At 62.7% G+C, this 23,623-nt stretch carries 28 protein-coding genes and 1 tRNA gene; 19 read left to right on the top strand and 10 right to left on the bottom strand.

Annotated elements, in window-relative coordinates:
* Positions 1-62: 62 nt before the first annotated feature.
* Positions 63-1,496: a M48 family metalloprotease gene (locus DN388_RS04325; protein ID WP_196932125.1), complete on the bottom strand. Its 1,434-nt coding sequence runs from the start codon at positions 1,494-1,496 to the stop codon at positions 63-65.
* A gap of 128 nt (positions 1,497-1,624) precedes the next feature.
* On the opposite strand from DN388_RS04325, the gene DN388_RS04320 reads away from it, so the two are divergent.
* On the top strand, positions 1,625-1,864 hold the full coding sequence (locus tag DN388_RS04320; RefSeq protein WP_043864226.1) for a sulfurtransferase TusA family protein: 240 nt from the start codon (positions 1,625-1,627) through the stop codon (positions 1,862-1,864).
* Between the two features lie 23 nt (positions 1,865-1,887).
* Positions 1,888-2,958, top strand: a complete 1,071-nt coding sequence (locus tag DN388_RS04315; RefSeq protein ID WP_043864225.1) for an AI-2E family transporter — start codon at positions 1,888-1,890, stop codon at positions 2,956-2,958.
* A gap of 30 nt (positions 2,959-2,988) precedes the next feature.
* Here DN388_RS04315 and DN388_RS04310 read toward each other — a convergent pair whose 3' ends face one another.
* Together DN388_RS04310 and DN388_RS04305 are read right to left on the bottom strand one after the other, a co-directional pair.
* On the bottom strand, positions 2,989-3,462 hold the full coding sequence (locus DN388_RS04310; RefSeq protein WP_043864224.1) for a peroxiredoxin: 474 nt from the start codon (positions 3,460-3,462) through the stop codon (positions 2,989-2,991).
* A gap of 11 nt (positions 3,463-3,473) precedes the next feature.
* Positions 3,474-4,034, bottom strand: a complete 561-nt coding sequence (locus tag DN388_RS04305) for a glycine cleavage system protein R (protein WP_043864223.1) — start codon at positions 4,032-4,034, stop codon at positions 3,474-3,476.
* A 260-nt stretch (positions 4,035-4,294) separates the two neighbouring features.
* On the opposite strand from DN388_RS04305, the gene dapA reads away from it, so the two are divergent.
* The 9 genes from dapA (at position 4,295) to DN388_RS04260 (ending at position 11,371) form a co-directional block, all read left to right on the top strand.
* Positions 4,295-5,173 carry a 4-hydroxy-tetrahydrodipicolinate synthase gene (dapA, locus tag DN388_RS04300; protein ID WP_043864222.1) on the top strand — a complete coding sequence of 293 codons (879 nt, stop codon included), beginning with the start codon at positions 4,295-4,297 and terminating at the stop codon, positions 5,171-5,173.
* 17 nt (positions 5,174-5,190) lie between these two features.
* On the top strand, positions 5,191-6,306 hold the full coding sequence (gene bamC, locus DN388_RS04295; protein ID WP_213607179.1) for an outer membrane protein assembly factor BamC: 1,116 nt from the start codon (positions 5,191-5,193) through the stop codon (positions 6,304-6,306).
* Entirely contained in the window at positions 6,307-7,065 is a 759-nt protein-coding gene (locus DN388_RS04290; protein WP_043864220.1) for an MBL fold metallo-hydrolase, read from the top strand. It begins immediately after the preceding gene.
* A 30-nt stretch (positions 7,066-7,095) separates the two neighbouring features.
* Positions 7,096-7,806, top strand: coding sequence for a phosphoribosylaminoimidazolesuccinocarboxamide synthase (gene purC / locus DN388_RS04285; protein ID WP_010223163.1), 711 nt, complete (start codon positions 7,096-7,098; stop codon positions 7,804-7,806).
* A 92-nt stretch (positions 7,807-7,898) separates the two neighbouring features.
* A tRNA-Ser gene (locus tag DN388_RS04280) sits at positions 7,899-7,988 on the top strand.
* A gap of 249 nt (positions 7,989-8,237) precedes the next feature.
* Positions 8,238-8,363: a hypothetical protein gene (locus DN388_RS04275; RefSeq protein ID WP_254996984.1), complete on the top strand. Its 126-nt coding sequence runs from the start codon at positions 8,238-8,240 to the stop codon at positions 8,361-8,363.
* Positions 8,364-8,427: 64 nt separating this feature from the next.
* The gene (locus tag DN388_RS04270) at positions 8,428-9,645 is read left to right on the top strand and encodes a YcaO-like family protein (RefSeq protein ID WP_054914966.1); all 1,218 of its coding nucleotides are present in this window, start codon (positions 8,428-8,430) and stop codon (positions 9,643-9,645) included.
* 80 nt (positions 9,646-9,725) lie between these two features.
* Positions 9,726-10,991, top strand: coding sequence for a PLP-dependent aspartate aminotransferase family protein (locus DN388_RS04265; protein ID WP_254996980.1), 1,266 nt, complete (start codon positions 9,726-9,728; stop codon positions 10,989-10,991).
* A gap of 188 nt (positions 10,992-11,179) precedes the next feature.
* Positions 11,180-11,371: a YhfL family protein gene (locus DN388_RS04260; protein WP_043864211.1), complete on the top strand. Its 192-nt coding sequence runs from the start codon at positions 11,180-11,182 to the stop codon at positions 11,369-11,371.
* Positions 11,372-11,535: 164 nt separating this feature from the next.
* Here DN388_RS04260 and DN388_RS04255 read toward each other — a convergent pair whose 3' ends face one another.
* Positions 11,536-11,763 (bottom strand): YdcH family protein, encoded by a 228-nt coding sequence (locus DN388_RS04255; RefSeq protein ID WP_043864210.1) that lies wholly within the window; start codon positions 11,761-11,763, stop codon positions 11,536-11,538.
* Between the two features lie 114 nt (positions 11,764-11,877).
* Here DN388_RS04255 and DN388_RS04250 point away from each other — a divergent pair, with 114 nt between their 5' ends.
* From DN388_RS04250 to DN388_RS04230, 5 genes are all read left to right on the top strand, one after another.
* Positions 11,878-12,243: a 5-carboxymethyl-2-hydroxymuconate Delta-isomerase gene (locus DN388_RS04250; RefSeq protein WP_043864209.1), complete on the top strand. Its 366-nt coding sequence runs from the start codon at positions 11,878-11,880 to the stop codon at positions 12,241-12,243.
* A gap of 200 nt (positions 12,244-12,443) precedes the next feature.
* The gene (locus tag DN388_RS04245; RefSeq protein WP_254996972.1) at positions 12,444-14,078 is read left to right on the top strand and encodes a phosphoethanolamine transferase; all 1,635 of its coding nucleotides are present in this window, start codon (positions 12,444-12,446) and stop codon (positions 14,076-14,078) included.
* A 97-nt stretch (positions 14,079-14,175) separates the two neighbouring features.
* Positions 14,176-15,309, top strand: coding sequence for a ribonuclease D (gene rnd / locus DN388_RS04240; RefSeq protein ID WP_254996969.1), 1,134 nt, complete (start codon positions 14,176-14,178; stop codon positions 15,307-15,309).
* Positions 15,306-15,599 carry a YcgL domain-containing protein gene (locus DN388_RS04235; RefSeq protein WP_043864206.1) on the top strand — a complete coding sequence of 98 codons (294 nt, stop codon included), beginning with the start codon at positions 15,306-15,308 and terminating at the stop codon, positions 15,597-15,599. The genes rnd and DN388_RS04235 overlap by 4 nt, the downstream gene beginning before the upstream one ends.
* A gap of 78 nt (positions 15,600-15,677) precedes the next feature.
* Positions 15,678-16,610 (top strand): D-2-hydroxyacid dehydrogenase, encoded by a 933-nt coding sequence (locus tag DN388_RS04230; RefSeq protein WP_043864205.1) that lies wholly within the window; start codon positions 15,678-15,680, stop codon positions 16,608-16,610.
* Positions 16,611-16,710: 100 nt separating this feature from the next.
* On the opposite strand, the gene DN388_RS04225 is transcribed toward DN388_RS04230, so the two are convergent.
* Positions 16,711-17,304, bottom strand: coding sequence for a nitroreductase family protein (locus DN388_RS04225; protein WP_043864204.1), 594 nt, complete (start codon positions 17,302-17,304; stop codon positions 16,711-16,713).
* A gap of 152 nt (positions 17,305-17,456) precedes the next feature.
* Between DN388_RS04225 and DN388_RS04220 the strand changes: the two genes are divergently transcribed.
* Together DN388_RS04220 and DN388_RS04215 are read left to right on the top strand one after the other, a co-directional pair.
* On the top strand, positions 17,457-17,903 hold the full coding sequence (locus DN388_RS04220) for a YcgN family cysteine cluster protein (protein WP_043864203.1): 447 nt from the start codon (positions 17,457-17,459) through the stop codon (positions 17,901-17,903).
* Positions 17,904-17,926: 23 nt separating this feature from the next.
* Positions 17,927-19,147: a hypothetical protein gene (locus DN388_RS04215; RefSeq protein ID WP_254996964.1), complete on the top strand. Its 1,221-nt coding sequence runs from the start codon at positions 17,927-17,929 to the stop codon at positions 19,145-19,147.
* On the opposite strand, the gene DN388_RS04210 is transcribed toward DN388_RS04215, so the two are convergent.
* The 3 genes from DN388_RS04210 to DN388_RS04200 form a co-directional block, all read right to left on the bottom strand.
* The gene (locus tag DN388_RS04210; RefSeq protein WP_254996961.1) at positions 19,144-19,509 is read right to left on the bottom strand and encodes a DUF2892 domain-containing protein; all 366 of its coding nucleotides are present in this window, start codon (positions 19,507-19,509) and stop codon (positions 19,144-19,146) included. The genes DN388_RS04215 and DN388_RS04210 overlap by 4 nt on opposite strands.
* A gap of 66 nt (positions 19,510-19,575) precedes the next feature.
* On the bottom strand, positions 19,576-20,046 hold the full coding sequence (locus tag DN388_RS04205) for an RNA methyltransferase (RefSeq protein WP_043864200.1): 471 nt from the start codon (positions 20,044-20,046) through the stop codon (positions 19,576-19,578).
* Between the two features lie 65 nt (positions 20,047-20,111).
* A complete protein-coding gene (locus tag DN388_RS04200; protein WP_043864199.1) occupies positions 20,112-20,486 on the bottom strand; it encodes a YajD family HNH nuclease in 375 nt (124 codons plus the stop codon).
* Positions 20,487-20,612: 126 nt separating this feature from the next.
* Between DN388_RS04200 and DN388_RS04195 the strand changes: the two genes are divergently transcribed.
* On the top strand, positions 20,613-20,891 hold the full coding sequence (locus DN388_RS04195) for a hypothetical protein (protein ID WP_043864198.1): 279 nt from the start codon (positions 20,613-20,615) through the stop codon (positions 20,889-20,891).
* Here the strand turns inward: DN388_RS04195 and DN388_RS04190 are convergent.
* Positions 20,888-21,361, bottom strand: coding sequence for a cyclic nucleotide-binding domain-containing protein (locus DN388_RS04190; RefSeq protein ID WP_043864197.1), 474 nt, complete (start codon positions 21,359-21,361; stop codon positions 20,888-20,890). The genes DN388_RS04195 and DN388_RS04190 overlap by 4 nt on opposite strands.
* Positions 21,362-21,497: 136 nt before the next feature.
* Entirely contained in the window at positions 21,498-23,549 is a 2,052-nt protein-coding gene (locus tag DN388_RS04185; RefSeq protein WP_254996951.1) for a S9 family peptidase, read from the bottom strand.
* Between the last annotated feature and the right edge of the window lie 74 nt (positions 23,550-23,623).

Raw genomic sequence — 23,623 nt, 5'->3', positions numbered from 1 at the left:
CCCGCTCCCACAAGGGGGCGGGGCTGACCCGCGATATGGTGTGCGCGCTACCTTGATGCGTGTCAGCGCATCATGTCCTTGACCATCCGCTGCTGTTCCATCAGCTCGCGCTGACGGGCATCGATCTTCGACGACAGCACAAAGTTGTTGCCCGCCCGCTGCTTGGCGTAGTCGAGCTGCTGCAAGGCCTGGTCGAAGTCGCCCACCAGGGCAAAGTACTCGGCGCGAGCCTGGTGCAGGCCGATTGTGTTGCCCGACAGGCCGCGAACCTCCGCCACCTCATACCAGACATCCGGGTCTTGCGGCCGATTCTTGAGCAGCGCATCCAGCGCCTTCTCTGCCTCGGCCGGGCGGTTCTGCTTGAGCAGCAGGTCGATGCGTGACTGCTGCAGCGGGTAGTTGCCCGGGTACAGGGATCGCATCTTCTCCACCCGTTGCTGGGCATCGGCCAGGCGGTTGTTGGTGACGTCCAGGTCGATCTGCGCAAGGTTGTAGGTGATGTCGTTGGGTGCCTTGGCGAGCAAGGGCTTGAGGCTCTCGCGGGCCTCGTTGAGCTGGCCGCCCTTGATCTGCGCCAGTGCCAGGCCGTAACGCGCCGCATCCAGGTTGGGGTTTTCGTCCAGCAGGGCGCGGAAGCGCTTGGCACCCAGGCCCGGCGTGCCTTCGTAGGTCAGTTGCAGGCGTGCACGAATCAACTGGTAGCGCAGGCTGTCATCCACACCGCCCTTGGGGGCCTGTTCGGCACGGTTGCGGGTGTCGGCGACCCGCGACTCGGTAACCGGGTGAGTCAGCAGAAATTCCGGTGGCTTGGCGCTGTACTGGTACTGGCGCATCAGCCGTTCGAACATGGTCGGCATGTTGCGTGGATCGTAGCCGGCCTTTTCCAGGTTGAGGATGCCGATGCGGTCGGCCTCCTGTTCGTTCTGGCGCGAGAAGCGCCGTTGTTCCTGGATCGCGGCGGCCTGGGTGCCGGCAATCGCGGCGATGCCGGCATCGCCGGCCCCGGCAGCGGCGGCAATGATGCCCACCAGCAGGGCGCCCATCATCGGCAGTTGCATGCGTTGCTGGGCTTCCACGCCGCGGGCGAAGTGGCGTTGCGACAAGTGCGCCAGTTCGTGGGCCAGCACCGAGGCGTACTCGCCCTCGGTCTGGGCGTTCAGGAACAGGCCGCCGTTGACCCCCACGATCCCGCCGGGGGCGGCGAAGGCGTTGAGTTCCTTGCTGTCGATCAGGATAAACTCCAGGCGCCGGTCCTGCAGCTGGCTGGTTTCGGCAAGGCGGTAGACGCTGGTTTCGACGTAGTCCTTGAGCTGGGGGTCGGACAGCTGGCGCACGTTGCCGCGCAGCAGGCTCAACCAGGCGCGGCCCAGTTGATGTTCCTGTTGCGGGGAAACGATGGCCGAGCTGGCGTCGCCGAGTGACGGCAGGTCGTCGGCATGGCTCGGTAGAGCCAGCAGGCAAGCCAGCGTCAGCAGGGTAGGGCGCAGAAAATTCATGCACGAAGCTCGGGTCGACAAAGAACCTTACTGTAGCCGGCTCACACGTTGACGACCAGTGGCGGTATCCTACGAGGTCTGTGCATGCCGCTACCTGCCGTGGGCATGTACCTGCCTGGAGAAGCCCGATGACCGATGCCGTACCCTGCGACGCCGAACTGGATGCCAGCGGCCTGAATTGCCCCTTGCCGTTGCTCAAGGCCAAGATGGAGCTCAACCGCCTGGGCAGTGGTGCAGTACTCAAGGTGGTGGCCACCGATGCCGGCTCGCAGCGCGACTTCCGCACTTTTGCCCGCCTGGCCGGTCATACGCTGCTGCATGAGCAGGCCGACGCCGGGGTCTACACCTACTGGCTCAAGAAAGCCTGAACCTTTCTCTTTAAGGATCACCGATGTTCAAAGTGCTTCGTGGCTGGCTGCACCGCTATTTCTCGGATGAAGAAGCGGTGGTGCTGGCGGTCCTGCTGTTTCTGGGGTTCACCGCGATACTGACCCTGGGCGGCATGCTGGCGCCGGTGCTGGCGGGCATGGTGCTGGCGTTCCTGATGCAGGGCCTGGTCAATGCGCTGGAGCGCCTGCGGGTGCCCAGCAAGGTGGCGGTGGGGCTGGTGTTCCTGCTGTTCCTGAGCGCGCTGGCGGTGTTCCTGCTGGTGCTGGTGCCGTTGCTCTGGCACCAGTTGATCACCCTGTTCAACGAACTGCCGGGCATGCTTGGCAAGTGGCAGTCGCTGCTGTTGCTGCTGCCGGAGCGCTACCCGCATCTGGTCTCGGATGAGCAGGTGCTGCAGGCCATCGAGGCGATGCGCGGCGAGATCGGCAAGTTCGGTCAATGGGCGCTGACCTTCTCGCTGTCGAGCCTGCCGTTGCTGGTCAACATCATGATCTACCTGGTGCTGGTGCCGATCCTGGTGTTCTTCTTTCTCAAGGACCGCGAGCAGATCGCGCGCTGGGTCAGCGGCTACCTGCCGCGCGAGCGGGCCCTGATGACCCGCGTGGCCGAGGAGATGAACCGCCAGATCGCCAACTACATTCGCGGCAAGGGCATCGAGATCCTGATCTGCGGCGTGGCCACCTACATCGCGTTCATCGCACTGGGCCTGAACTATGCGGCGCTGCTTGCGCTGCTGGTGGGGTTGTCGGTGGTGGTGCCGTATGTGGGGGCGGTGGTGGTAACCGTACCGGTGACCCTGATTGCCCTGTTCCAGTGGGGCTGGGGCGACCAGTTCATCTACCTGATGGCGGTGTACGCGATCATCCAGGCGCTGGACGGCAACGTGCTGGTGCCGCTGCTGTTCTCCGAAGCGGTCAGCCTGCACCCGGTGGCGATCATCTGCGCAGTACTGCTGTTTGGCGGATTGTGGGGCTTCTGGGGGATCTTCTTCGCGATCCCGCTGGCTACGCTGTTCAAGGCGGTGCTCGACGCCTGGCCGCGGCGTGAGCCGGTGGTGGCGCCGCTGCTCTAGCCGCGGCGCACGCTTCGCCGGCGAAGCGCTTCAGCCCTTGTTCAATGCTTGCGCCTGCGCCAGCACCGCCTCCACATGCCCGGGCACCTTCACGCCGCGCCATTCCTTGCGCAGCACACCCTCGCTGTCGATCAGGAAGGTGCTACGGTCTACCCCCATGTATTCCTTGCCGTACAGCTTCTTGAGCTTGATCACGTCGAACAGCTGGCACAGGGCTTCGTCCTTGTCGCTGATCAGCTCGAACGGGAAGCCCTGCTTGGCCTTGAAGTTCTCGTGGGACTTGAGCCCGTCACGCGATACGCCGAACACCTCGGTGTTGGCCGCCTGGAACGCCGCGTACTGGTCGCGAAAGCCCTGGCCTTCGGTGGTGCAGCCCGGGGTGCTGTCCTTGGGGTAGAAGTAGATCACCACTTGGCGACCCTTCAGGCCGCTCAGGCTGACGGTCTTGGCGCCGGTGGCTTGCGCCTCGAAATCGGCGACGGGTTGGTCGAGTGCTACGGCCATTGCGGGTTTCCTTACATGGGGTTCTGTGGGCGCCACGGTTCGATCAGCGCATCCAGGTTCAGGGCGTCGGAGAAGTCCAGAAACTGGTCACGCAGCCAGCTGATCTGGGTGCCGGCCGGCAGGGTCACGGTGAACGTGGCGTTGAGCATGGTGCCGCCGGTCTGTGGTGCCTGATAGGTGTCGCAGGTCAGGTTCTCCAGCTCGACGTTGTGGTCGATGAAGAACTGGCACAGCTCGTTGATGATGTCGGGGCGGTACGCGGCACTGACATAGGCGACGTAGGGCAGCGACAGCGGGCGCACTTCGAGTTCGGCGCTACGCACCACATTCACGGTGAAGGTGTGCTTCTTGGCCAGGGTCGGCAGCGCCGCTTCGAAACGCGCCAGGGCGTCCCAGCTACCGGTGACCTGCAGCACCAGTGCGCTGCACTCGCCGTGGCGGGTCAGGCGCGAGGTGACGACCGAGCAGCGATTGTCGTTGCTGGCCCGGCACAGAATGTTGGTCAGTTCCATGGGGTTGGCGCCCAGGGCACTGATGACAAGGAATTGTTCGCGAACGGTGGGGGTGGACATGCAGCATTCCTAAAGCGATGAGCGGTCGGTACGTGACGGGGCAAATAGGCTTGTCGGCGTGGTTCCGTGGCTCAGGATCGAGGGCTCGGGCACTGTCGGGGCGCGTTGTCGGCAGCCCGGCGGGCCGCTGTGTACCGATCAAAGAGAGAAGGGTAGCGAAAATGGTCGCCGAGGGGAATGCTCCTGCCGCCTGCTTCGCTTGTGCAAGCCCTGTGGCGCCAGTACCATTACCGCTCTCTTTTTCCGGCAGGAGCAGCTTCATGATTGCGGGCAGTATGGTGGCATTGGTCACACCCATGGATGCACAAGGGCGTCTTGACTGGGACAGCCTCAGCAAACTCGTGGACTTCCACCTGGAAAACGGCACCCACGCCATCGTTGCGGTCGGTACCACCGGCGAATCGGCGACCCTGGATGTCAATGAGCACATCGAAGTCATCAAGGCCGTGGTCAAGCAGGTCAACGGCCGTATTCCGGTGATCGCCGGTACGGGTGCCAACTCCACCAGCGAAGCGGTGCACCTGACCCGCAATGCCAAGGACGCCGGTGCCGACGCCTGCCTGCTGGTGGTGCCTTACTACAACAAGCCGACCCAGGAAGGCCTGTACCAGCACTTCAAGCACATTGCCGAAGCCGTCGACATCCCGCAGATCCTCTACAACGTGCCCGGCCGTACCGCCTGTGACATGCAGGCCGAGACCGTGATCCGTCTCTCGAGCGTGCCGAACATCATCGGCATCAAGGAAGCCACCGGCGACCTCAAGCGTGCCAAGGCGATCCTGGATGGCGTGAGCAAGGATTTCATCGTGCTGTCCGGCGATGATCCGACCGCCGTCGAACTGATCCTGCTGGGCGGTAAAGGCAACATCTCGGTGACCGCCAACGTCGCCCCGCGCGAAATGGCCGACCTGTGCAACGCCGCACTCGAAGGCAAGGCCGACGAGGCCCGCGCCATCAACGAAAAACTGATGCCCCTGCACAAGGACCTGTTCGTCGAAGCCAACCCGATTCCGGTGAAGTGGGCTTTGGTCGAAATGGGCCTGATGCACAAGGGCATCCGCCTGCCGCTGACCTGGCTGAGCGAATCCTGTCACGATACGGTACGCCAGGCCATGCGCCAGTGCGGCCTGAAGTTTTAATTGAGGACGTACACCGCATGAAGCGATTGGCTGGTCTTTCCGCCCTTGCCTTGATCATCTCCAGCACCAGTGGTTGTGGCTGGCTCTGGGGCGAAGAGGGTTACTTCCGTGACCGGGGCAGCGATTATCTGGAGGCCACTCAAAAGCCGCCGATGCAGCTGCCGCCGGATGTCAGCAACGTCAAGCGTCTTGACCCGCTGCTGCCGATTCCGCGCAACGTCGCCGACGACAACGTCAAGGGCGAGTTCGAAGTGCCGCGTCCACAGCCGTTGGCGGCAGGTGCCGACATCAGCGATTTCAGCCTGCAGAAGAGCGGCGCTTCGCGTTGGGTCCTGGCCCAGCGCGCCCCGGCCGAGGTGTGGCCGGTGGCCCACCAGTTCTTCGAGGACAACGGCTTCCGCATCGCCGAAGAGCGCCCGCAGACCGGCGAGTTCAGCACCACCTGGCAGCGTTTCGACGAGTTGTCGGCGTCCATGGCCCAGCGCCTGGGCGGTGTTGCAGGCAGCAGCAACAATGAAATCCGTGCCCGGGTTCGCATCGAGCCGGGCGTACAGCGCAATACCAGTGAAGTCTATGTGGTGACCGTCGAGCGTGCTGCCGGCAGCGCCACCGAACAGGACTTCCCGGCACGTGCCGAGAACACCGGTGTGGACGCTGCACTGGTCGACGAAATGCTTGCCAGCATGACCCGCAGCGCCGAGAAGGGCGGTTCGGTATCGCTGCTGGCGGCCCGTGACTTCGATACCCCGAGCCGTGTCAGCCTGAGCGAAGACGGTAGCGGCAACCCGGTACTGAACCTGGGCGCCGACCTCGATCGCGCGTGGTCCAGCGTCGGCCGTGCCCTGGAACAGGGCGAATGGCGGGTTGAGGACATCAACCGCAGCCTGGGCCTGTACTACATCAACCTTGCCGAAAAAGCCGAGGCCAAGGACCAGGAGCCTGGTTTCTTCAGCCGCCTGTTCGGCAGCGCGCCGAGCAAGGAAGAGCGTGAAGCCCGCGCCGAGCGCTATCAGGTACGCCTGAGCAAGGTGGGTGACAGCGTGCAGGTGACGGTCGAGAAGAACATCAACACCGTGGCCCCGGCCGATGTGGCCCGTCGCGTGCTGAGCGTCATCCAGGACAACCTGGGTTAAGTGCGCTTCGCCGTACTCGGAAGTGGCAGCCAGGGAAATGGCACGCTGATTGTCAGTGGCAGTACCTGCGTACTGGTCGATTGCGGGTTCTCCCTGCGCGAAACCGAGCGGCGTCTGGCGCTGCTCGGCGTGTCGGCGGCGCAGTTGAGCGCGGTGCTGGTGACCCACGAGCATGCCGACCACGTGCATGGGGTGGGTTTGCTGGCGCGGCGCTACAATGTGCCGGTGTACCTCAGTCGTGGCACCTTGCGCGGGATGCGCAAGCCCGTGGAGCCCAGCGGCTTCCTGGCAGCTGGCGATACCCTGCAGCTGGGTGCATTGAGCATTGCCGCCGTTGGCGTCAGCCACGATGCGCTGGAGCCCTTGCAGTATGTGTTCAGCGATGGCCGCCGCCGGTTTGGCGTGCTGACCGACCTGGGCTCGTACGACGCGGCCCTGCTCGACAGCTATCAGGGCCTGGATGCCTTGCTGATCGAAGCCAACCATTGTCGCGACATGCTGGGCCGCGGGCATTACCCGATGTTCCTCAAGCAGCGCGTGGGTGGCGACTACGGACATTTGAACAACCACCAGGCCGCGCGCCTGGTGTCGGAGTTGGGCTGGCAGAACCTGCAGCACCTGGTGCTGGCCCACCTCAGCAGCAAGAACAACCTGCCACAGCTGGCCCGGCAATGTTTCGTCGACGCCCTCGGGTGTGACCCGGACTGGCTGCAAGTGGCGAATCAGGATTACGGGCTCGACTGGCGCGAAATCGCCTAGCCCATTTCAATTTAGCAAGCGGAGCCCATCATGGAAAAACGTGAAGAACTCTACCGCGGCAAAGCCAAGTCGGTGTACAAGACCGACGACGCCGACCGCTTGATCCTGCTGTTTCGCAACGACACCTCGGCGTTCGACGGCAAGCGTATCGAACAGCTCGACCGCAAGGGCATGGTGAACAACAAGTTCAACGCCTTCATCATGCAGAAGCTTGAAGAAGCCGGCATTCCAACCCAGTTCGACAAGCTGCTGGGCGACAATGAATGCCTGGTCAAGAAGCTCGACATGATTCCGGTCGAGTGCGTGGTGCGCAACTACGCAGCCGGCAGCCTGGTCAAGCGCCTGGGCGTGGAGGAGGGCATCAAGCTGGAGCCGTCGACGTTCGAGCTGTTCCTCAAGAACGACGAGAAGGGCGACCCGTTCATCAACGAATCCCACGTGGTCGCGTTCGGCTGGGGCACCGCCGAGCAGCTGGTGAAAATGAAGGCGCTGTCGTTGAAGGTCAACGAAGTGCTGAGCAAGCTGTTCGACGACGCTGGTCTGCTACTGGTGGACTTCAAGCTCGAGTTCGGCGTGTTCCATGGCGAGATCGTGCTGGGTGACGAGTTCAGCCCGGATGGTTGCCGCCTGTGGGACAAGGAAACCCGCAAGAAGATGGACAAGGACCGCTTCCGTCAGGGTCTGGGCGACGTGATCGAAGCCTACGAAGAAGTTGCCAAGCGTCTGGGCGTGCCGCTGTAAGCGCGTGACTGACGCAAGCGCCTGATACCACGCGAATTTTTTTCACAAGAAGCTTTGCGTTTGGGAAAACTGCTGGTATCATGCGCGCCACTGGAGAGATGCCGGAGTGGCCGAACGGGACGGATTCGAAATCCGTTGTACTGGCAACAGTACCTAGGGTTCAAATCCCTATCTCTCCGCCATACATGCAAGAGCCCCTGAAACCTACGGTTTCAGGGGCTTTTTGCTTTTCGCGTGCGCACAGCAATTGTGCGTAGGAAACACTGTTCCCTGTTTCGGCGCATTCTGGCACTCAAGTAACACCCCATAAACCACGTATTCACGCCTGGAGTCAGGACTTTTCCTATGGGCAGTGAAAGTGGCCGGTATTACTCTCGACCTGCACCTGAAAACAAGTGCGCACATGAATCCATCATGAAAAGGATATTTCCATGGGTAAGTACTGCTGCATGTATATCAACGAGTTCAAGGTCGACCAACCTGCTGAAGACGAAGTGGATAGCGTCAAGCTGGAAGAAGAGTTCACGCCAGAAGAAGCTGCTGTACTGGCTGAGTGATGAAAATGAATGAGGCGCTTGCTGCGCCTCATTTTTCTTTCAGCGTATATGGAAATTCCAGCCGATGAACATGATTGCTCCCGAGCGTACGTTGTCATTGCAAGATGCAGAAAGTGTGATAGATCAGCACTTTATCAACGAAGGAATACAGGTAACCCTGAACCGTTACGGTAGCCCGCTGTCCAGCACTGTGGCCACGCTTGAATTCCCCTTTGACAGCCGTGACATGGAGTCTGTCGGCTGCGGAAAAGGGTATGAAGCAGAGGCGCGCATCGGCGCCAAGTATGAAGCGTATGAACATAGCATGGGGCCACTTCAACTACGCTCCCATAGCGCCTTGCAGTGTTTTGATTCGGTTGTTTCCCAACCGGCCCTGCAGGACGTACTGCCGGTGCAGATGCTTCGTCATTCGAAGACTGCACAGATGGCTGTCATCCACTTTGCGGCGCATGAAGCATCAGGCGGCGCTGATCTGCACTACCCGTCATTCCTGATCAATCATCAGTATGCCAATGAAGCCATCGCTGGCGATGATACCGACTATGGCGCTGCGCGCCGATATTCCTGTGGTACGGGTGTGGCAGCAGGCTACGGGTTCGCCGAGGCGGCGATACATGCCGCGAGCGAAGTCATAGAGCGCCACGGTATCGGCCGCTTTATTGCACAGCACTTCTTTTACGAGTGCAAAACACCCATAAGAAAGATCGCTCACGCCTCGATGCCGCAAGCATTGCTGCAAACCTTGCGCGATGCGCAAGGTGCCATCGGGGCCTCGATCGAAGTGTTCGACGCCACCAGCCAGATACCCTATCCCGTTTTCATTGCCTATTGCCCAGACAAGACAATCGCCGATGTGCATGTGGTTGGCGGTGGCTGTTCGCTGTACCCGAGCCACGCCGCAGCACGCGCCATCAAGGAGCTGGTGCAGCAATACAAAGTCGCCGAAGGCCTGGAAGAGGTCACCCGGGAATGGACAGGTTCAAGGAACAACCTGGCACGGCACCCACGGCTGCTGCGGTGCCTGCGCCTGGCGTTTGATTCGACGCAGCGCGCCAGGATGACATCTGCCCCCATGCCACGCGACCCGGACAGAATGCCACTGGATCAACATTTGCTGCACCTGAAGCACGAGTGCTTCAAGGCGGATCATCCCATCTGGGTAAAGGAGCTGCATTGCAGCGCGGCCCAAGTGAGCCTGGCCTGTGCCGTCATGCCGAAAATGGAAAGGTTCTCCATCGTCTCGCTGGGTGGAAAAGTGGTGCCTTGCTACAAGTACGAGTAAACGGCACCACCCTCAGGTCGCCAGGGGCAGGTCATCATCAACGGGCTGGATCAGCCCTCTCTTTCGGAATCAGGCCATTCATGAGCCCAACCAAAAACGTGAGCCCGCGTGAACGGCAGCGCCGTGATTATCTGCTGTCTTCGCCACTCGGCGCTGCTACCCGCGCGATCCACCTGGGGCAACATGAGGCGGGCCTGGATCAGTTTCCAGTGCCCGCACTGATCTGCAATTCCGCGGCACTGTTGGACTCCGTTGAAGCGGGGAGGGACATGCTCGGCAATGCAGAGGGGGAAAACTTTGCCTACCAGCGCTACGCCAACCCCACCGTTTCCGTCCTGGAGGCGAAGTTTCGTGCCATCGAACACTGCGCCTACAGTCTGGCAGTCAACAGCGGAATGACCGCCTGCCTGCTGGTCTTTCGTGCGCTGCTGGGCGCAGGTGACCACGTCATCGTGCCCCGCGGCCTGTTCTATGAAGTGATCGAACAGCTTGAGCATGAAACACGTCAGCGTGGCATGACGCTGTCGGTCATTGAAGCGTACGAAACGGGGGCGTTTCAGGCGGCCCTGCGGCCCGACACCAGAATGATCTTTATCGAGGCACCCACCAACCCGGCTTTTCTGGACATCAATATTGCGGAACTGGCGAAACTTTGCATGAAGAACGCCGTTCTTCTGGTTGTCGACAATACCTTTCTAACGCCACTTTGCCAGAAGCCGTTGTCGCTGGGGGCGGCAGTGACCTTGTATTCCACCACCAAGCATATCAATGGGCACGGTGATGTAATGGGCGGGATGGTAAGTACCAATGACCCGGATCTGTTCAAGGCATTGAAGTCTCACAGGGAAAGTGCCGGGCTGATCCTCGACCCGTTTTCGGCCTGGCTTACGGTGCGTGGTTTGAGAACACTTGCGCTCAGATTGAAAAAGCATGCCGACAATGCACTTGCTGTCATTGCCATGTTGAATCAGGAGTTTCCCACGTTGCAATGGCGTGCCGTATGGTCGACCAGGAGCGCACAGGCCAACGGCATTGACCCGTCATTGCATACAGGTCTTATTGCCATTGTGTTGCCTTCGCAGGAAGCGGGCACAATCTTTGTTAGTCAACTGCAATTGATACGAACAGGTACCACCTTCGGGAACATTGAATCCCTGTGTTATCACTACGGTAGTTTTGCCCGAGCAGGCGGCACCGACCTGGAGCGAATGGGCGTACCTCGCGGGTTGGTCCGGATCTCTGTGGGGCTGGAAGACACCGACGATATCAATGCAGACATCAGGCGCGCACTGCGCCTTGCCATGCCCGCCGAAGCCTCGGCAGCAGGCGAAGTGTCGCCGGTGTGAAGCTCGAGAATCTGAGCCGAAAATCAGAATGACCGTCGAAGTCGATTCGCAGGCCCTGCCCGGGCAACTAGCACGAACGTTCCACAAGACTTTGAAAGGTGTAACAAATCTTTTGATTTATTGTGCTGGCCTCCTTACAATCGCCGCGCCATCAGTAAGACGGCGAATCGTAATTTAAGGGATTTAGAATGAAAAAGTTTATCAAGGCATCGGTCGCAATCGCTGTTGTTTCGGGTGTTGCCCTGCTGTCCGGTTGCACTGGCCAAGTGTACAACCAGCCAAAGAACTGCTCGTACGATTACCTGTTCCACCCTTCGGTTTCCATCTCCAAGGTTATTGGTGGCTGCGGTCCAATCGACAAACTGCCGCAGCAGCAGTAAGTTTGGCGTGATCAGGCCATTGCGGCCTGATCAAGAAACCCCGACACGCCAAGTGTCGGGGTTTTTTTTGGCTTGCCAATTATCTGGCAAAAAAATTGATATCAAAATGATATTAACTGTTGTGGTCAACTAAGATTTATCCAGCACGGCCAGCGGTACAACGCCTAGGCCTTGAGATGGTCGACGATCTCATCCTTGGTCAGCAGCCGTTTCTTGCGCAGTTCCGTCACCTGATCGTCCGTGGCGCTGCCGCTTTCTGCCTCGACCACTTGGGCGTCGATCGCGTTGTACTTCTCGTGCAACGTACTGAGCCGCGGATCGGTTTTCTTTTTTTCGTCGAAGGCTTCCCTGGTCAGATTCAGGTCTGCAAGCAAATCGTGTTTGACCGGCATCTCTTCACCTCTGCTGATAGGTTGGTGGGCATGAACCTTCAGGATAGACGCGTTTGCCGCCCCCCGCAGATGGGGTAGTCTGTCGAATCATTTCCCCCGACGGACGCCCGAGTCATGCCCCATCTGCACCTGGAATACAGCGCCAACCTGCGCGAGCTTGAAGTCGACAAGGTTCTGCTGCGCCTGAATCACGCGCTGGTCGGCAGTGGTCAGTTCGCCCAGGAACTGGATATCAAGAGTCGCGCGCGCGCCTTCGAACATTTTCGTGTGGGCGTGGCCCCGGTCGAGCGGGCATTTGTCTGTGTGCGGCTGTCACTGCTCAGCGGCCGCTCCCCGGAGGTCAAGAAGCAGCTCTCGGGCAGCCTGCTCGAGGTGCTCAAGGATGCGGTGGTCGAGATGAGCGGTCGCGAGCTTCAATTGAGCGTCGAGCTGGTCGACATGGACCGCGACAGCTACGCCAAGGTGCTGTTGCCCGCCTGACCGCTGTTCGGGAGCAGGGCGACAAGGCCCTGTTCCTGAATAAAGGCTGAACAAGAAGTGTTCTGCCCTTCGTTCAATAAAGTGCAATTATTTGTTGGCGTCTTTTTCACGAAAAATTGATGGCACCCTGCCTACAGTCCGCCTTGTTTTTTATTGATGTTGCAATGACATCGTCCCGGACTTTCAAGAAGCGAAGCGCCATGTTCAAGTTAAAGCCCCTGCGTGCCGAATGGGTAACGTTGATTGCCAGCCTGTACCTGTTGATCGGTTTCAACGCGGTACTGTGGCAGCATGTTTTCAGTATCGTGCCGGGGGATGCCCCGGGCCTGGTGCTGCGCCTGGCGTTTGCCGTGCTGGTGTTCTGCGCGTTCAACCTGATGCTGACCCTGGTGGCCTTCCGGCCCGTGTTCAAGCCGGTGCTGGCGGGGTTGTTCCTTGTCAGCGCGGGGGTGGCCTACTTCATGAATCGCTACGGCGTGCTGATCGATGTGGGCATGTTGCGCAATACCATGGAAACCAATGCCACCGAAGTGCGTGATCTGCTCTCGTTCACGTTGGCCGGCTATATCCTGTTACTGGGCGTAGTGCCGAGTATTCTTTTATATAAAACCCCGATTCTTTATCGTACCTTCCCCCGCGAGTTGTTGAGCAAGTTGGTGGTCGGTACGGCCAGCGCAACAGTACTGGGCGCGGTGGCATTGCTCAATTACCAGGGGCTTTCCTCGTTGTTTCGAAATCACCATGAACTGCACCTGATGGTCGTGCCCAGCAACTATGTCGGCGCCGCAGTAGCCTATGTCAGTGAGCAGCTAGGCAGCGCGCATGTACCGTTGCGCCGCGTTGGCGAAGATGCCGTGCGCCCGCTGGCGGTAACGCCCCAGGCCCGCAAGTCGTTGACCGTGCTGGTGGTGGGCGAGAGCGCCCGCGCACAGAACTTCGGCCTGCTCGGTTACGACCGCGATACCACGCCTCAGCTGAGCAAGGAGGCGGGGCTGGTGGCCTTCAGCGACGTGCATTCGTGCGGCACCGAAACGGCGGTGTCGGTACCCTGCATGTTCTCCACCTTCACCCGCAAGCAGTATGACGCCAGCAAGGCCAGGAACCAGGAGGGCCTGCTCGACGTGCTGCAGCGTGCCGGCATCGCGGTGCACTGGCGCGACAACCAGTCCGGCTGCAAGGGCACCTGCGATCGCGTGGCGTTCGAGGATGTCAGCAACCTCAAGGACCCGGCCCTGTGCGCCGACAGCGAATGCCACGACGAAATCCTGTTGAGGGGGCTGGAGGCGATGCTCGACAACCTGCAGCAGGACACCGTGCTGGTACTGCACCAGATGGGCAGCCACGGGCCGGAGTACTTCAAGCGCTACCCCAAGGCCTACGAGCGTTTCACCCCGGTGTGCCGCAGCAATGCCCTGGACAAGTGCGACCGCCAGAGCATCATCAATGGCTACGACAACACCCTGGTGTACACCGACCACGTGCTGGCCACGCTGATCGACGTCCTGCGCAGCCGCCAGGACAAGGTCGACACCGCCATGCTGTACCTGTCCGACCATGGCGAGTCGCTGGGTGAGTACAACCTGTTCCTGCACGGCACGCCCTACATGCTCGCTCCCGAGCAGCAGAAGCACATACCGATGCTGGCGTGGTTTTCCGATGGCTATCGCAAGGACTACGCCGTCGATACCGACTGCCTGCAGCGCTCGCGCAACCAGCCGCTGAGCCAGGACAACCTGTTCCATTCGATGCTCGGCCTGCTGCGGGTGCACACCTCGGTGTACGACCCGCAACTGGACATGTTCGCCAGTTGCCGTCCGGTGGTCGCTACACACTGACCGCGTGCGCAGGCTGGCGAGGGAACGGCGGTCGAGCGGTTTCCCGGCGGTGGCCTGCGCCGTATATACTGCGCGCCATTGTTCGTGGGAGAGCCTTGTGGCCATCGATATTCACTGGATTTGCGACGACCGCAGCCTGGCCGAGCACTGCCGACAGTGGCGGCAGTTGCCTTATGTAGCGCTTGATACCGAATTCATGCGGGTTGACACGTTTTACCCCATCGCCGGTTTGATCCAGGTCGGCGACGGGCAGCGTGCCTTTCTGATCGATCCGTTGCTGATCGGCGACTGGCAGCCGCTGGCCGAGCTGCTCGAAGACAGCGCCGTGACCAAGGTGCTGCATGCCTGCAGCGAAGATCTCGAAGTGCTGATGCGCCTGACCGGCAGCCTGCCGGCGCCGCTGTTCGACACCCAACTGGCCGCCGGCTACCTGAATCTCGGGTTCTCCATGGGCTACTCGCGACTGGTGCAGGAAGTACTCGACATCGAGCTGCCCAAGGGCGAGACCCGTTCGGACTGGCTGCAGCGCCCGCTGTCGGAAACCCAGGTCAGCTACGCCGCCGAAGATGCCGTGCACCTGGCCGAAGTCTACGAGCGCCTGCGCCCGCAGCTGTCCGAAGACAAGAATGCCTGGGTGCTGGAAGACGGCGCCGAGCTGGTGGCCCAACTGCGCCGCGAAACCGACCCCTACGAGCTGTACCGTGATGCCAAGCTGGCCTGGAAGCTGTCGCGTGCGCAACTGGCGGTACTGCGCGAGCTGTGCGCCTGGCGCGAACGCGAGGCGCGTGCGCGCAACCTGCCGCGCAACCGGGTGCTGCGCGAGCAATCGCTGTGGCCTCTGGCCCGTACCCAGCCCGACAATCTGTCGGCCCTGGCCAAGATCGAAGACATGCACCCGCGCACCATTCGCCAGGATGGCGAGTTCCTGCTCGAGCTGATCAAGAAGGCCGCCAGCGTGCCGCCCAGCGAGTGGCCGCCGGCCCTGCCCGAGCCCTTGCCGATCGAGGCTTCGGCGCTGCTCAAGCAGCTGCGTGCCATCGGCCAGGCCGAAGGCGAGCGCCTGGGCATCGCGCCCGAACTGATGCTGCGCAAGAAAACCCTCGAGGCGCTGCTCAAGAGCGGCTACCCCAACGGGCCCTATCAACTGCCTGATTCGTTGCGCGGCTGGCGCCGCGAGCGGATGGGCCAGGCGCTGCTCGATTGCCTGGCCGGCACCGGAGACCAGCCATGAAACGTATCTGCTCGATCTACAAGAGCCCGCGCAAGAATGAAATGTACCTCTACGTGCTCAAGGCCGATGGCCTGGAGCGCGTGCCCGAGGGGCTGCTGCCGGCCTTTGGCAAGCCGGTGCATGCCTTCGACCTGGTGTTGACCCCCGAACGCCAACTGGCCCGCGAAGACATCACCCAGGTGCTGGCCAATCTGGAGAAGCAGGGCTACCACCTGCAGATGCCGCCACTTGAAGACGAGTACATCGAGCATCTTCCCGAAGAGCTGTTGCGGCGCAACGACCCGGTCTGAGCTTTTTTCTGTCTTGCATGGCGCGGCCCGCGCAGTGAGCGGGCCAGCGCCGTGGTTTATGCCAAGGTTATCCAAAACATGCGCGTTCTGATCGTTGAACAGGATCATGCCCTTTACGCTCGCCTGCTGCGCGAGATGGCACCGGACCTCGAGGTAGTGACCAGCGGCGACTCTGCCGAACTGTCGAAGCTGGCAGCAGAGTGCCCGGTGTGGCTCGGCCAGCCCGATCTGCTGGCCACCCTGCTGCGTCAGGGCCACGGCCCTGCCTGGGTGCAGTCGACCTGGGCCGGCATCACCCCGCTGCTGGTCGACGGCTTGCCGCGTGGCTATCGCCTGACGCGGGCGGTGGGCATCTTTGGCCAGGTGATGGCCGAGTACGTGCTCACCTACATGCTCGGCCATGAGCGCGAGGTGCTCGCGCGCGTGCTCAGCCAGGTGGAACGCAAGTGGGACGGGCGCCTGGGGCGCAGCCTGGAAGGGCGGCGCGTGCTGATCGTGGGCACCGGTGACATCGGCCAGCAGGTTGCCGAGTTCCTGCTGCCCTTCGGTGTCACCTTGTATGGCGTGGCCAGCCAGGCCCGCGTACAGGCGCCGTTTGTCGAGGTGGCCGGCCTGGATGAGCTGGGACGGTTGGTGGGCGAGGTGGATTATGTGGTCAACCTGCTGCCCGACACGCCTGCCACCCACGACCTGTACAACGCCGCGCTGTTCGCCAGGTTCAACCCCCAGGCGCTGTTCATCAATGCCGGGCGTGGGGTGTCGGTGGTCGATGCCGACCTGGTCGAGGCGCTGAAGCTGGGGCACCTGGCGGGCGCGGTGATCGATGTATGCCGCCAGGAGCCGCTGCCGCAGCGTCATCCGTTCTGGACCGCCTGGGGCCTGCTGCTGACCGGGCACAGCTCGGCGCCGACCTCGCCGACGGCGATGGTGCGTTTGTTCGTGGAGAATCTGCGGGCATACGAGGCGGGGCAGGCGTTGCGTGGCGAGGTGGATTTCGAGCGGGGCTACTGACTGAAACCGCGTCGCAGCCGTCGTTGGCAAGGCCGGCGCCTACAGGAGATGCCTGCAGGAGCCGGCCTTGCCGGCGAACGGGGCGCCGCGAACTTCAGCCCTACAGGCTGAAATCACCCTCGGCCGCCAGCTCGCTCAACGGCTTGCGCGGGCTTGGAACTTCGCGGGCCTGCAGGTACTCGGCCAGGCTGGCCTTGTCGCCCAGCTTGCCGATGGCGACCATCGCATGCAGTTCATAGCCGTCCGGAATCTTCAGCTCCTTGCGCGCCAGCGCCTGGTCGAACCCGGCCATGCCGTGGGTATGCCAGCCACTGATGCTGGCCTGCAACGCCAGGTGGCCCCAGGCCGAGCCGGTGTCGAAGGTGTGCCACAGCGCCGGGGTTTCTTCGCTGGCGCCAGGGGCGGTAAAGGTGGTCTTGGAAATCACCAGCACCAGCGCCGAGGCGTGCTGGGCCCAGCTGCGGTTGAATTCGTTGAGCAGGCCCAGGAAGCGCTCCCAGTTCGGCGTGTCACGGCGCGCGAACAGAAAGCGCCACGGCTGCGAGTTGTAGGCCGAGGGGGCCCAGCGCGCCGCTTCGAAGAAGCTCAGCAGGGTGTCTTCGGCAATCGGTTCGGCGGTAAACGCCCGGGGCGACCAGCGCTGGATGAACTGCTCGGCAATGGCATAGTCGGCAACGCGAGGGTTGGCACTCATGGAGGGGTTCCTGACAGGGTGGGAAAACACACAGCCTGTCAAACTACTGCGTGGCGCCAGCCCTGACAAGCGGTCTGGCAAAGCCCGGCCACACGCCCTAGACTGGCGCCGCCACGCGCGCGCACTTGAATTGAAACAGGACAAAACGCACCATGCCTGCCACCCAACCCTTCTGGATCAGCAAGCCCCTCGATCAGCTCGATCGCCAGGAGTGGGAGTCGCTGTGCGATGGGTGCGGCCTGTGCTGCCTGCAAAAGCTCGAGGACGAAGACGACAACAGCGTCTACTACACCAGCATTGCCTGCAAGCTGCTCGACCTCAAGACCTGCCAGTGCAGCGATTACCCCAACCGCTTTGCCTCGGTACCCGACTGCATCCAGCTCACCCCGGGCAAGGCCGACCAGTTCAAGTGGCTGCCGCCCACCTGTGGCTATCGGCTGGTCAGCGAGGGCAAGGACCTGCCCAGCTGGCATCACCTGGTCAGTGGCGATCGCGAGCAGGTGCACAAGCAACGCATTTCGTGGTCTGGCCGCATGCTCAGTGAAGACAGCGTGGCCGAAGACGATTGGGAAGACTATCTGATTTTCCGCGCCGGCTGAGGCTGCGGCGCAAGGGGATGTGAATGGAGATACGTCGCTGTTTGCTGGGGGCTGCGCTGTTGCTGGCGAGCCATGGCGCCTGGGCGAAGAAGGTCGACCTGGATTACCACGTGCGCCTGCTGCCCCAGAGCGGGCAGGCCGAGGTGCGCCTGACCCTGGCCGACGGCGCAGCGGTGCGCAGCCTGGATTTCGACCTGGGCAAGGAAGCCGTCTACAGCGATTTCAAGGCCGATGGCGCCTGGCAGTTGCAGGCCGGAGCACGCCGTGGCCTGTGGCAGCCGGGGGCGGGAGTGTCCAGCCTGAGCTACCGGGTACAGCTTAACCATGCCCTGAAGAACGCCGGCTACGACAGCCGCATCACTGCGCAATGGGCCTTGTTCCGGGGCGATGACCTGGTGCCTGCCGCGCGCCTCGACCAGCAGGACGGCACCGAGCTGGTCGCGCGCCTGGTGTTCGAGTTGCCGGGCGACTGGAAGAGTGTCGAAACGCCCTGGCCGCGGATTGGCAAGCAGCGTTTCCGCATCGACAACCCTTCGCGGCTGTTCGACCGACCTACCGGCTGGATGCTCGCCGGCAACCTGGGCAGCCGGCGCACCCGTCTGGGCGAGACCGAGGTCACCGTCGCCGGGCCCCAGGGCCAGGGCCTGCGGCGCATGGACACCCTGACCCTGCTGACCTTCGTGTGGCCACAGCTGCAGAGCGTGTTCCCGCGCAACCCGCCCAAGCTGCTGCTGGTGGGCGCCCGCGACCAGTTGTGGCGCGGCACCCGGGCCGGCTGCCACTCGATCTACCTCAACAGCAATCGCCCGTTGGTCAACGAGAACGGCAGCAGCCCGTTGTTGCGCGAACTGGTGCGGGTGTTCGCCCAGGTCAACGACCAGGAGCGCAGTGACTGGATTGGCGAGGGGCTGGCCGAATACTACGGCATCGAACTGCTGCGCCGTGCCGGCGGCATCACCGAGGACCGCTACCAGGCGGTGCAGGCCCGGCTGGCCAGGCAGGGTGAAAAGGTCACCACGCTGCGCGGCGAGCAGATCACCGATGCGGGGGTGGCCCGTGCGGTGTTGCTGCTGCAGGCGCTGGACCGCGAGATCCGCCTGCACACGCATAACCAGCGTTCGCTGGACGACGTGACCCAGGGCCTGATGCGCCTCAACAGCGTCAGCACCGCGGAGTTCATCCAGCTCAGTGAAAACGTGCTGGGACGTGGCTCCGAGGTGCTGGACACCAAGCTGTTGCGTTAGGCTTTGGGGCTTTTGAGCGAGTCGTTGCCGGTGATCGTGGCGCTGTGGGTGGCCGCTTGCGCATTGGCCTTCAGCACGCTGAGTTCTTCACCGGTGCGTTCGATCTTGCTGCGGATCTGATCCAGGTCGCGGCGCCCGCGCTCGATCAGGCTCTTGGCCGAACTGTGTCCGGTGATGCCCCGGGCCAGCGCCACGCCGCCGATGGCGATCTGGATCAGGCCGAAGAAACCGCCGCGACGCAGCCCCTTGCCGACCATCACCACACCCGTGGCCAGGGAGCCAGCGCGCTCCCAGCCTTGCACGTTGTGTTCGGTCTTGCTCTGAAACGGTGTGGCCAGGGTCAGGGTCTTGTTCTGGGACATGGTCGTACTCCTGTGGGGGCATGGATAGTCAGCAGACCGCCAGGGCCGCCAGGACGTTCCCGCGGATTACTTGAATTTGGGCCCGGAGCGGGTGTTCAGGCCCTTGGCCATGCGGTCGTAGAGCACCACGTTGACGGTGGCAGCGAGGTTCATGCAGCCATTGGTCGGGATGTAGATGGTCTCTTCGCACCAGGCGCGCACGTCGGCATCCAGCGAGCCGTCTTCAGGGCCGAAGATGTAGATCGCGCGGTCGGGGTGAGTGTATTCGGGCAGCGGGCGGGCGCCCTCGACCAGTTCGACGGCAACCGGTGTGCAGCCCAGCGGGATGATCTTCTGCAGGTCGTCGATGCCGATCAGCGGGATGTCATAGTGCACCCGCTTGGTGTCGGTGACGAAGTCGCGGGCGCGCTCGTAGCGCTTGCCGGTGTAGAACACCGAGTTCACGCCATAGCAACCCGCCGCACGCATCACCGAACCGACGTTCTCCGCTGATTTGGGGTTGAACAGACCAATGCAGCTGTACCGTTTGTTCGCCACGTGCCGGGGCCCTTGAGAAAAAAGACGCGATTATACGGGCTTGCCGGCACGGGTGGGGCGCAGGGTCAGTCTTTCTTGAGCAGCCCGGCCAGCCCGGCGAACGGGTTATGGGTGGCCTTGGCGATGCTTGGGCTGGCGGTGGAGCCTTCGCTGAAGTACTGCTGGTCGGTGTAGCGCGAGTGCTCGTTGTCGTGGCAGTACAGGCACAGCAGTTCCCAGTTCGAACCGTCCTGGGGGTTGTTGTCGTGGTTGTGGTCGCGGTGGTGCACGGTCAGTTCGCTCAGGCGCTTGCCGGCGAATTCGCGGGCGCAGCGGCCGCACACGTGGGGGTACATGCGCAGGGCCTTGTCGCGGTAGCCCATTTCCTTGTCGCGCTTGGCATCGGCGAGGATGCGGTCCAGCCGCGCGGTGGCGGCGGCGGAAGAGGTTGCCGAACTCATGGTTGTACCTTTCTCGGGCTTGTTACGGTTATGCCGTGAAGTTTAGCGCCATGACGGGCATTTCGGACAGGCAAACCGCAGCGCTTGCGCGTAGCCTGTAGGCAGCACTCTCCAGGAGCCCGCCCCATGCGCCATGCGAGCATTGCCCTGCTGTTGATTGCCTGGCTCGGCCAGGCCCAGGCTGCGGACCTGCAGCCACGCACCCTCGCACCGGTACCGGGTGCACCGGGTACGCCCACGCCCACCCCTTACCCGCAGGTGGCCCCGTCGACCATCCCCCGTGCAGGGCAGGGCTCGTCGGGTGCGCCGCTGTTGCCGCCGATTCCCTTGCCCAGCCCGCCGAAGGACCAGCCGCTGCCAGGGCTTGCGCCGGATGCCGGCAAGGACAAACCGCGCGAGGGCTAGACCTGCTGCGAGAGACGCTGGCCGTCGAGCATGCGCAGGCGACGCGACAGTGCCACGGCCAGGGCGCGGATGATCTTGGCGGCCACCTTGGGCGTTTCGTTGAGCATTTTTTCCAGTGAGTCCTTGCCCAGGTTGAGCAGTTGACAGTCGCTGGCGGCCACGCAGCTGGCCGATCGGCGTTCGCCGTCCAGCACGGCCATCTCGCCAAAGGCGCGGCCCTTGCGCAGGGTGGCGATCTCCACCTGATGCTCGTCGGGGTCGGTCTTGCGTACCGATACCTGGCCCGCGTGGATGATGCACATGAAGGTGCCGGCATCGCCTTCGTGGAAGATTTCCTCGCCCTGGGCGATGGTGCTGATGCTGAAGTAGCCGGCAGCGGTCTGAAAGTCAGGCGGCAGCAGTTGGTCGAACAGGCCGCAGTCCATGAGCATGTCGCGAATTTCGTTGTTCAGGGAGGTCGGGTCGGGCATCGCGGTTGGTCTTTTTCTTGGAGGTTTGTGGTGTCTGGTTTTCGCCGGCAAGGCCGGCTCCTGCAATGGCCAGTGCATAGCTTGCAGGAGCCGGCGTTACCGGCGAATTGCTGATTCAGACAACAGAAATCCTGAATTACACCAGGCCCAGCACTTTAAATACGAACGCGTACTCCAGTGCCACGTCCTTGAGCCCCTGGTAGCGCCCGCTCATGCCGCCATGCCCGGCGCCCAGCTCGGTCTTGAGCAGCAGCAGGTTGTCATCGGTCTTGTGCACGCGCAGCTTGGCCACCCACTTGGCCGCCTCCCAGTACTGCACGCGGCTGTCGTTGTAACCGGCCACCACCAGCAGGGCAGGGTAGGCCTGGGCCTTCACGTTCTCGTAGGGCGCATACGCCTTGATGCGCGCGTGCACCTCGGGCTCCTGCGGGTTGCCCCACTCGTCATACTCGGTGACGGTCAGCGGCAGATCGGGGTCGAGCATGGTGTTGAGCACGTCGACGAACGGCACCTCGGCAATCGCCGCCTTGAACAGCTCGGGACGCTGGTTGAGCACCGCGCCGATCAGCAGCCCGCCGGCACTGCCGCCACTGATCGCCAGGTGCTCGGCATCGGTCACGCCGGTGGCGATCAGGTGTTCGGCGCAGGCGATGAAGTCGCTGAAGGTGTTGGGCTTGTGCTCCTGCTTGCCGGCCCGGTACCAGGCCTCGCCCAGTTCGCCGCCGCCGCGCACGTGGGCAATGGCGAAGGCCACGCCGCGCTCCAGCAGGCTCAGGCGCGCATGGGAAAACCACGGGTCCAGGCTTTCGCCGTAGGCACCGTAGCCGTACAGATACAGCGGCACCGGCTTGCCGAGGTCCTCACGGCGCTGAACCAGGCTGATCGGTACCTGCGTGCCGTCGCCGGCGGTGGCCCACAGGCGCTGGCTGACGTAGGCGTCGGGGTCGAACGGGCCGAGCACCGGGGTCTGCTTGAGCACCTGCTGCTGACCATCGGCAAGCGTCAGCTGGCGTACCTGCGCAGGGCGGTTCAGCGCCTCGTAGCGCAGGCGGATGCGTGGGCTGTCGAACTCCAGGCTGTCCTGCACGTACAGGCTGTAGGCTGCATCCGGCAGCTCGACGCGGTAGGTGGGCAGGCCGTGGGGGCGCACCTCGATGATCGGCAGGCCGCTTTCGCGCAGGCTCAGGGTCACGGCGCTGGCGTTCAGGGTCAGCCCCTCGAGCATCACGGTGTCGCGGTGCGGCACCAGTACCTGCCACTGCTCGTGGGTTGGCAGGGTGTCGGCCGGGCCGTGGAACAGGGCGAAATTGATGCCTTGCTGGTTGCTGCGGATGAACCAGTGCCAGTGGCCGTTCAACTGGCCATGGTCAGGGTAGTACTCATGGCCTTCGACCCGTGGTGCCAGGCAGGTGAACGCCTGTTCCGGGGTGTGCGCATCCAGTACCCAGGCCTCGCTGGTGGTCTTGCTGTTGAGCAGCAGGATCAGCTGGCGCTCGGAGCTGGCGCGGTAGCAGTGCAGGAAGAAGCGACCGTCGGCCTCCTCGAACACCTGCACCGCCCCTTGGGTGCCCAAGCGATGACGCATCAGCCGGTGCGGGCGGTGGGTGTCGTCCAGTTCGGCGAAGAACAGCGTCTGGCTGTCGTTGGCCCAGGTCATGCTGCCGTCGCAGTCTTCGAACGGCAGCTGTTCGACCGCGCCGCTGGCCAGGTCCTTGACGTACAGGGTGTAGACCTCGTCGCCGCTGGTATCCAGGCTGTAGGCCAGGCGCTGGTGGTCGGGGCTGATGTTGAAGGCGCCCAGGCTGAGGAAGCCGCCGGCGGCCAGCAGGTTGGGGTCCAGCAGCAGCTCTTCGCAGCTTTCATCGACCGTCGGCGAATCGTCGGCCGGGCGTGGGCAGCGGTAATGACGCGGGTACTCGTCGCCGGCGGTGGTGCGGGTGTAGTAAAGGTAGGGGCCCCAGGGCGAGGCCAGCGACAGGTCGGTTTCGAGAATGCGGCCACGGATCTCTTCGAACAGCTGCTCGCGCAACCCGGCCTGGTCGGCCAGTTGCGCCTCCTGATAGGCGTTTTCCGCGTTCAGGTAGGCCAGCACCTCGGGAGTGTCCCGGGCCTGCAACCAGGCATAGGGATCGGTGCCGGCATCCTGGCGGGCGATCGGGGCTTGGGGGGCGTTGGCAGCTGCGGACATGCGGGGTTCTCTTTGCTGGGGCGCGCCTGCGCGCTGAAAAGTCGTTATCATAAGCATCTATTTGCCTAGCTTGC

Source organism: Pseudomonas sp. S12(2018), from assembly GCF_024355235.1.
In the GTDB taxonomy this organism is placed as follows: domain Bacteria; phylum Pseudomonadota; class Gammaproteobacteria; order Pseudomonadales; family Pseudomonadaceae; genus Aquipseudomonas; species Aquipseudomonas palmensis.
This window is presented reverse-complemented; position numbering and strand designations above follow the sequence as displayed.

Excerpts from the sequence above, each read along its gene's own strand:
- DN388_RS04325 (WP_196932125.1), bottom strand. The coding sequence starts at position 1,496 with ATGAATTTTCTGCGCCCTACCCTGCTGACGCTGGCTTGCCTGCTGGCT.
- DN388_RS04320 (WP_043864226.1), top strand. The coding sequence starts at position 1,625 with ATGACCGATGCCGTACCCTGCGACGCCGAACTGGATGCCAGCGGCCTG.
- DN388_RS04315 (WP_043864225.1), top strand. The coding sequence starts at position 1,888 with ATGTTCAAAGTGCTTCGTGGCTGGCTGCACCGCTATTTCTCGGATGAA.
- DN388_RS04310 (WP_043864224.1), bottom strand. The coding sequence starts at position 3,462 with ATGGCCGTAGCACTCGACCAACCCGTCGCCGATTTCGAGGCGCAAGCC.
- DN388_RS04305 (WP_043864223.1), bottom strand. The coding sequence starts at position 4,034 with ATGTCCACCCCCACCGTTCGCGAACAATTCCTTGTCATCAGTGCCCTG.
- dapA (WP_043864222.1), top strand. The coding sequence starts at position 4,295 with ATGATTGCGGGCAGTATGGTGGCATTGGTCACACCCATGGATGCACAA.
- bamC (WP_213607179.1), top strand. The coding sequence starts at position 5,191 with ATGAAGCGATTGGCTGGTCTTTCCGCCCTTGCCTTGATCATCTCCAGC.
- purC (WP_010223163.1), top strand. The coding sequence starts at position 7,096 with ATGGAAAAACGTGAAGAACTCTACCGCGGCAAAGCCAAGTCGGTGTAC.
- DN388_RS04275 (WP_254996984.1), top strand. The coding sequence starts at position 8,238 with ATGGGTAAGTACTGCTGCATGTATATCAACGAGTTCAAGGTCGACCAA.
- DN388_RS04270 (WP_054914966.1), top strand. The coding sequence starts at position 8,428 with ATGAACATGATTGCTCCCGAGCGTACGTTGTCATTGCAAGATGCAGAA.
- DN388_RS04265 (WP_254996980.1), top strand. The coding sequence starts at position 9,726 with ATGAGCCCAACCAAAAACGTGAGCCCGCGTGAACGGCAGCGCCGTGAT.
- DN388_RS04260 (WP_043864211.1), top strand. The coding sequence starts at position 11,180 with ATGAAAAAGTTTATCAAGGCATCGGTCGCAATCGCTGTTGTTTCGGGT.
- DN388_RS04255 (WP_043864210.1), bottom strand. The coding sequence starts at position 11,763 with ATGCCGGTCAAACACGATTTGCTTGCAGACCTGAATCTGACCAGGGAA.
- DN388_RS04250 (WP_043864209.1), top strand. The coding sequence starts at position 11,878 with ATGCCCCATCTGCACCTGGAATACAGCGCCAACCTGCGCGAGCTTGAA.
- DN388_RS04245 (WP_254996972.1), top strand. The coding sequence starts at position 12,444 with ATGTTCAAGTTAAAGCCCCTGCGTGCCGAATGGGTAACGTTGATTGCC.
- DN388_RS04235 (WP_043864206.1), top strand. The coding sequence starts at position 15,306 with ATGAAACGTATCTGCTCGATCTACAAGAGCCCGCGCAAGAATGAAATG.
- DN388_RS04230 (WP_043864205.1), top strand. The coding sequence starts at position 15,678 with ATGCGCGTTCTGATCGTTGAACAGGATCATGCCCTTTACGCTCGCCTG.
- DN388_RS04225 (WP_043864204.1), bottom strand. The coding sequence starts at position 17,304 with ATGAGTGCCAACCCTCGCGTTGCCGACTATGCCATTGCCGAGCAGTTC.
- DN388_RS04220 (WP_043864203.1), top strand. The coding sequence starts at position 17,457 with ATGCCTGCCACCCAACCCTTCTGGATCAGCAAGCCCCTCGATCAGCTC.
- DN388_RS04215 (WP_254996964.1), top strand. The coding sequence starts at position 17,927 with ATGGAGATACGTCGCTGTTTGCTGGGGGCTGCGCTGTTGCTGGCGAGC.
- DN388_RS04210 (WP_254996961.1), bottom strand. The coding sequence starts at position 19,509 with ATGTCCCAGAACAAGACCCTGACCCTGGCCACACCGTTTCAGAGCAAG.
- DN388_RS04200 (WP_043864199.1), bottom strand. The coding sequence starts at position 20,486 with ATGAGTTCGGCAACCTCTTCCGCCGCCGCCACCGCGCGGCTGGACCGC.
- DN388_RS04195 (WP_043864198.1), top strand. The coding sequence starts at position 20,613 with ATGCGCCATGCGAGCATTGCCCTGCTGTTGATTGCCTGGCTCGGCCAG.
- DN388_RS04190 (WP_043864197.1), bottom strand. The coding sequence starts at position 21,361 with ATGCCCGACCCGACCTCCCTGAACAACGAAATTCGCGACATGCTCATG.
- DN388_RS04185 (WP_254996951.1), bottom strand. The coding sequence starts at position 23,549 with ATGTCCGCAGCTGCCAACGCCCCCCAAGCCCCGATCGCCCGCCAGGAT.